Source organism: Bacillus sp. 522_BSPC (assembly GCF_001076885.1).
GTDB lineage: Bacteria > Bacillota > Bacilli > Bacillales > Cytobacillaceae > Niallia > Niallia hominis.
Genome location: NZ_JVDT01000262.1, coordinates 1 through 6,283 on the forward strand (window position 1 = coordinate 1; position 6,283 = coordinate 6,283).

The 6,283-nt window shown below is 38.5% G+C and carries 7 protein-coding genes and 2 other annotated features; of the genes, 5 read left to right on the forward strand and 2 right to left on the reverse strand.

Annotated features, from left to right (window positions below; translation table 11 throughout):
- The first annotated feature begins 238 nt into the window (after positions 1–238).
- Entirely contained in the window at positions 239–1,114 is an 876-nt protein-coding gene (locus tag ADJ83_RS21745; RefSeq protein ID WP_031539901.1) for a DMT family transporter, read from the forward strand.
- A gap of 1 nt (position 1,115) precedes the next feature.
- On the forward strand, positions 1,116–1,322 hold the full coding sequence (locus ADJ83_RS21750) for a hypothetical protein (protein WP_031539902.1): 207 nt from the start codon (positions 1,116–1,118) through the stop codon (positions 1,320–1,322).
- Positions 1,323–1,431: 109 nt separating this feature from the next.
- Here ADJ83_RS21750 and ADJ83_RS25945 read toward each other — a convergent pair whose 3' ends face one another.
- Positions 1,432–1,596, reverse strand: a complete 165-nt coding sequence (locus ADJ83_RS25945; protein WP_192840967.1) for a hypothetical protein — start codon at positions 1,594–1,596, stop codon at positions 1,432–1,434.
- A gap of 137 nt (positions 1,597–1,733) precedes the next feature.
- Between ADJ83_RS25945 and ADJ83_RS21755 the strand changes: the two genes are divergently transcribed.
- Complete coding sequence (locus ADJ83_RS21755; protein ID WP_396953884.1) at positions 1,734–2,783, forward strand: SDR family oxidoreductase; 1,050 nt, start codon at positions 1,734–1,736, stop codon at positions 2,781–2,783.
- A 40-nt stretch (positions 2,784–2,823) separates the two neighbouring features.
- Here ADJ83_RS21755 and tyrS read toward each other — a convergent pair whose 3' ends face one another.
- Positions 2,824–4,068 carry a tyrosine--tRNA ligase gene (gene tyrS / locus ADJ83_RS21760; protein ID WP_048719084.1) on the reverse strand — a complete coding sequence of 415 codons (1,245 nt, stop codon included), beginning with the start codon at positions 4,066–4,068 and terminating at the stop codon, positions 2,824–2,826.
- A 57-nt stretch (positions 4,069–4,125) separates the two neighbouring features.
- Positions 4,126–4,358: a binding site (T-box leader), on the reverse strand.
- A 265-nt stretch (positions 4,359–4,623) separates the two neighbouring features.
- Positions 4,624–4,870: a binding site (T-box leader), on the forward strand.
- Between the two features lie 57 nt (positions 4,871–4,927).
- Between tyrS and ADJ83_RS21765 the strand changes: the two genes are divergently transcribed.
- Both ADJ83_RS21765 and ADJ83_RS21770 read left to right on the forward strand, forming a co-directional pair.
- The gene (locus ADJ83_RS21765; RefSeq protein ID WP_031539906.1) at positions 4,928–5,926 is read left to right on the forward strand and encodes a tryptophan--tRNA ligase; all 999 of its coding nucleotides are present in this window, start codon (positions 4,928–4,930) and stop codon (positions 5,924–5,926) included.
- A gap of 45 nt (positions 5,927–5,971) precedes the next feature.
- The gene (locus ADJ83_RS21770) at positions 5,972–6,196 is read left to right on the forward strand and encodes a hypothetical protein (protein WP_048719087.1); all 225 of its coding nucleotides are present in this window, start codon (positions 5,972–5,974) and stop codon (positions 6,194–6,196) included.
- Positions 6,197–6,283: the final 87 nt, after the last annotated feature.

The following is a 6,283-nucleotide window of genomic DNA, read 5'->3' on the forward strand; positions in this document are numbered from 1 at the left end:
AGGGCGAAATTAAAACCGCCGGTTCTACCGGCGGATACTTACTTTGTTTTTAGAGAGTTGCGAGGGTTGGACAATAAATCAGGATTTAGGATCATATCACTGTTGTTACTTTTTAATAGAATTTACTAAATAAGGGAAAAAGAGCGTGCTATCGTATTTATTAACACTACACTTTTCTATATGATAGAGTAATAAGCAAAAAATACTAGCAGTGTGAAAACAGCAGTGGGGGAAGAGTATGAACGCAACAGTGAAATTTGCATTATCGATGGCGATATTTGGTTCGATTGGCTATTTTTCCGCGAAAGCGAATTTGCCATCTATTGAATTGGTTTTTATTCGGTGTATTTGTGCATGTGTGGTGCTAAGTATTGTCTATCTTTTTTCAAAGAGAAAAAAGGAAGAGATAGAGAAAAAGGAGATTGGCTATAGTGTGCTTTGTGGCGTATTTCTTGTCGTGAACTGGGTATTTTTCTTCCGTTCCTTTGAACATATGTCTGTAACAGTTGCCGTTTCGATTTATCATTTGGCACCAGTACTTGTCGTTTTATTAGGAAGCTTTCTTTATCGAGAAAGGATTACGTTTAAATTAATGCTAACGGTTATTATTTGCTTTATCGGAACGTTATTGGTCGGGGGAATGCAGGATTATCTGTCTATTGATGAGCTGATGTCTGCTGGATTGCCATGGGCTTTTGGGGCTGCGCTATTCTATGCGTTAACGACATTGACAGGGAAGAAAATTGCTAAGCTAAACCCCGTTATAACAACCATTATTCAAACAAGTGTCGGCATCATTATGCTCCTTCCCTTTGTAAAATGGGATTATTTTCTTCATCTAACAGGGGAAAACTGGTTTTATATTTTATTAACAGGAATTATCCATACTGGCTTCGTGTATTATTTATTTTTCAGCAGCTTGCCGAAACTATCTTCTGGATCTATTGCTGTTCTCGTGTTTATCGATCCAGCAGTTGCGATTTTTATGGACATTGTATTAACAGCGTATCGTCCGGATATTTTCCAAGTTATCGGCATTGTGCTTATTTTTTGGGGGCAAACGAGGGCTGCTTTTAAACGCAAAATAAGTGAAGTAAAAGAGGAGGTTTTCTGACTTGGAGAAAAAATATGGGGAACATACAATCAATCAAAAATTAGATGCTGTAGAAGTTTATAAGGATCCTAGAATGGTCTTAAGAATAAAAAAGAGTAAAGAGGAAGCGAGTGGGGTGACAATTGAATTACATAATACCCTTAATGGCCGTTTAAGCTATGATTTACCAGTAGATTTATTAAAGAAGATAATATCTGAGATAGAATGAAAAGTTTTGATTGCATTTCAAGAGACTCCAGTCAACGAACATTCTCCAATAAAAAATTATTCCCAATCTTTTTTATTGGAGAATGGTTGATTAGTAAGTTTGGATACCTTCAAAGCTTCGGAAAATGCATTTCATAAATCGGCTTTTTATAATAAGGTGGTCTCATCGTTGTTTTTGGCATCGGCCATTTATGATTGATATACGTCATGTTAACCGTATCTTTTGATTGTTTCATGAGCAATAATTTTAGTTTTGGATTAAATTCATATCTCATTCAATACCCCTCCTTCCTTTAACGTATTCAGACTTCCTAAAAAGAGAGCTTTTCCCTTTTTTGCATAGTAAATAATTAGGCACCAAAATAGCAGCGTAACATAGGATAATTTACTACTAATAAATGGAGGGGTCTGTATGTCCTTTTATGTGAATGATCCGAGAGATTCGATGTATCAAGTTCCGGAAGCATATTATGAATTATTAGAAAAACGAAATCATCAATCGGAAAAGCATATCCAGCTTACCGAAATCCAAGAACTTTTTGAAGCAAATAAGCAAACCAATCCATATCCGCTCTATCCGAATTACGGAAAAGTAACAAAGTATGAAGAAATTCCGATTAATTTTCCTGAGAATAGACAGCTCCGTCAGCCAGGGTTAGAAAGCTATATGGTTCCCAAACCGATTATCGAAAATGACCACTACATAGGAAGTGGAAAGCTAAAAGGGAAAGTGGCGTTAATTACAGGGGGAGACAGTGGAATTGGTGCAGCTGCTGCGATTGCCTTTGCAAAAGAAGGGGCAGATGTGGCGATTGCTTATTTAGATGAGCACGAGGATGCAAATCGTACGAAAAGAAGAATCGAAGAATTAGGGCAGCAATGTCTCTTATTGCCAGGAGATTTACGGAAAAAGAAGCAATGCATTGACATTGTGGAGAAAACGGTAAGAACGTTTGGAAAGTTGGATATTCTTTGTAACCATGTCGGTATTCAATTTCAACAGGCGAAATTAACGGATATCACAGATGAACAATTTGATAATACATTCAAGGTTAATATTTACTCCCACTTTTATACAACAAGAGCAGCACTTCCTCATTTAAAGCCGGGAAGCAGCATTATTAATACGGCTTCTGTTGTTGCATATGCAGGGGAACCACTGTTAATTGATTATGTTGCTACAAAAGCAGCAAATGTCGGTTTCACTCGTGCCCTTGCGAGAAGCGTTATTAAAGATGGAATACGAGTAAATGCAGTAGCACCAGGACGAATTTGGACACCGTTAATTCCAGCTAGCTTTTCTTCTGACCAAGTTGCCGTTTTCGGTACTGATAACCCAATGCAAAGAGCAGCACAGCCATTTGAATTAGCTCCAACGTTTGTCTACTTAGCTTCCGATGATTCTCGTTTTGTAACAGGGCAAGTCCTCCATGTAAATGGGGGCGAAACAGTAAGCTCGTAATTAGTGGAAATGGGCTAGTTGCTAGCCCATTTCCTGTATATTATCCAAGCAACTTTACAAATTTTCTTTTTCCAACTTGGATAATTATTTCATTAGGGATTGTGACCTCAAGTTCCGTATCCTCAACCTTTTCTCCATTAATCCGAACTCCTCCATTTTGAATCATCCTCTTTGCTTCACTTTTGGAAGTTAATAGATTTAAGTCAACTAGAAGCTGGATGAGCGATTCAGGATTTTTTCCAGTCCAATGGATGGTCGGAATGTCATCTGGTAAGGAGCCTTTTTGAAAAATAGTGATGAATTGCTGCTCTGCTTTTTCGGCGGCTTCTTCTCCATGGTACATCCGGACAATCGTTCTTGCCAACAGCATTTTAGCGTCTCTAGGATGAAGAGAACCAGCATGTAAATCCTTCTTGATTTGCGTTATTTCAGCAAGCTCAATATCTGTAATAAGCTCAAAGTATTTGCTCATTAATGGATCAGGGATAGACATTGATTTTCCATACATTTCAGATGGGCTTTCATCGATGCCGATATAGTTTTTCTTCGATTTCGACATTTTTTCAACACCATCTAACCCTTCTAGAAGGGGCATTAATATCGCAATCTGCTTTTCTTTCCCAAACTTCTCTTGGTAGTGGCGTCCCATAAGAATATTAAAATGCTGATCAGTTCCGCCAAGCTCAATATCTGCCTCTAACATCACTGAATCATATCCTTGCATTAACGGGTAAAAAAATTCATGCAAGGAAATCGATTTTCCATATGCTAACCGCTCTTCAAAATCATCTCGTTCTAGTAAACGAGCAACTGTTATTTTTCCGGCCAGTCCAATGACATCTTCGAAGGAAAGGGAAGAGAGCCATTTAGAGTTATAATGAAGTTCGACCTTTTCCATGTCCAATACTTTGCCAAATTGTTCAAAATACGTTTTCGCATTCTCCTTCACTTCTTCATCTGTTAGCTGTTTTCTAGCAGAAGATTTTCCAGTTGGATCACCAATTTTGCCGGTGAAATCACCGATGATTAATTGAATCGTATGCCCGTTTTCTTGGAATTGGCGCAGTTTATTCAGTACAACTGTATGGCCGAGATGAACATCTGGAGCAGATGGATCAAGGCCGAGCTTTACTTTTAACGGGGTATTTGTCACAAGTGACTTTGCGATTTTTTCTGCTAGTTCTTCCGTCGGAATAATATCTTGCACGCCTTGACGATAGACATCTAGTTGCCTCTGCATTTCTTTTTTCTGGTCAACTGTTAACTGTTCAATAAATGGACTCATCTTTCTTACTCCTTTCGTTAAATTAATGATAAAAAAACAAAAAAACACGCCCCTAAAAAAAGGGACGTGGTTGCTTTTATGCACGTGGTACCACCCTAATTGAAGAATATTGACTATTCCTCCACTCATTATGGGTAACGGCTCATCCGTTCTTCGCTAATGGAATAAAATTCTTTCACAAAGAATGCTCCTGGAGGTAATTCGCGTCTATTTTTGTGTCAATTTACACCAACCATTGACTCTCTAATAACAGGGAAATAGGCACTACTGATTCCAATCAAAGCATATATATAAAGACATTATAAACAAATTTATCAAGTTAGTACTAACTTTATAAAGATACTAACAGATACAATTCGGAAATTCAAGAGGCAATTTTATATTCCTTTGAAAAAATTTTGTTCCCATATCAAGTAAAAAAAAGTGATTTTTTGTACGTTTTTAAGCCATTGGCTCCGCTTCGTGCCATCTGGAATTGGCAATCCATAAAATCATTTAACAAGAGTGAAATACTCTTGACCTTTTTTCCCATATAATTTACTATATAGCTAATATAAAAGAGCGATGAGGAAGAAGAGTAAGCAATGGAAATGTGTAAAGAGAGCTGATGGTTGGTGCGAATCAGTACGGATTGATTGCTGAATGGGCTTCGGAGCTACAAAGCTGAACAAATAGTAGGCTGCGCGGAATGTCTTACCGTTAAAAAAGACAAAGTATAAGAAACGGCTTTGTTTCTGTACGGATAAGTGCGTTTATTTTTATAAACGAATAAAGGTGGCACCACGGGTTACTCGTCCTTATTTACAGGATGGGTAGCCCTTTTTGTGTTGCTTTAAAAATATAAGAGGAGGATCAGAAAATGAAAAACATCGTCTTAACTGGAATTAAGCCAACGGGCCAGATTCATTTAGGTAATTATATAGGTGCCATTAAGCCAGCTTTAAAGCTAGCGGAAAATGACGAGGATCAGGCGGCTTATTTTATCGCAGATTATCATGGATTAACGAAAATTCATGATCGAGAAACATTTCGAACATTGACATATGGAGTTGCGGCAACATGGTTAGCGCTTGGATTAGATCCGAAAAAAGTGATTTTTTATCGCCAATCCAATGTTCCCGAAATCTTTGAGTTGAACTGGATTTTAGCTTGTTTTACTCCAAAAGGGCTGATGAACCGGGCCCATGCTTATAAAGGAATTGTCGACAGTAATAAACTAGCAGGAAAAGATATAGATGATGGTGTAAACATGGGGCTGTTTACGTACCCAATTTTAATGGCTGCTGATATTCTTGCATTCCAGGCAAATATGGTGCCTGTCGGCAAAGACCAAATTCAGCATGTGGAAATTGCACGAGATATTGCCGAAAGCTTTAATCATCAATACGGCGAAACCTTTGTATTGCCAGAATATATTGTGGATGATGACACGAGCATCTTACCAGGGTTAGATGGCCGAAAAATGAGCAAAAGCTATCATAATACGATCCCGCTTTTTGAAGAGCCAACAAAATTGCAGAAGCTTATCAATAAAATCAAGACAGATTCCTTGCCTCCAGAAGCGCCAAAAGAAACAGAAACGTCTATTCTGTTTACTTTGTATAAAGAGTTTGCAAGCGTGGAAGAAACAGAAGAGATGCGTAAAAGATACGAAAATGGCGTCGGATGGGGAGAAGTCAAAAAGGAATTGTTTTATGTCATGAATCGCTTTTTAGAAGAACCCCGCAAAAAATATAATGAATTAATGGCAAACCCGGAGCAAATAGATGCCATTCTTGCAAAAGGAGCAGAAAAAGCGCGCGCCAGAACCTTGCCAACTTTGGAAGAGGTGAGAAAGCAGCTTGGGGTTTCGCGGTGAGTGGGGAAGTTTTAAGAAAGAGTGGTGAGAGGTGTAAGGAAGAGAGTGGAAGTTTTAAGAAAGAGTGCCAAAGTCGCAAGTAAAAGAGTGGAAGTCGCAAGTAAAAGAGTGGAAGTCGCAAGCAAGAGTGCCAAAGTCGCAAGTAAAAGAGTGGAAGTCGCAAGAAAGAGTGCCAAAGTCGCAAGTAAAAGTGCCAAAGCCGCAAGTAAAAGAGTGAAAGTCGCAAGCAAAAGTGCTAAAGTCGCAAGCAAGTATGAAAGCCGCAAGTAAAAGAGTGGAAGTCGCAAGTAAGAGTGCCGAATTCGCAAGTAAGAGAGTGGAAGTCGCAAGTAAGAGTGCCGAAATCGCAAGTAAGAG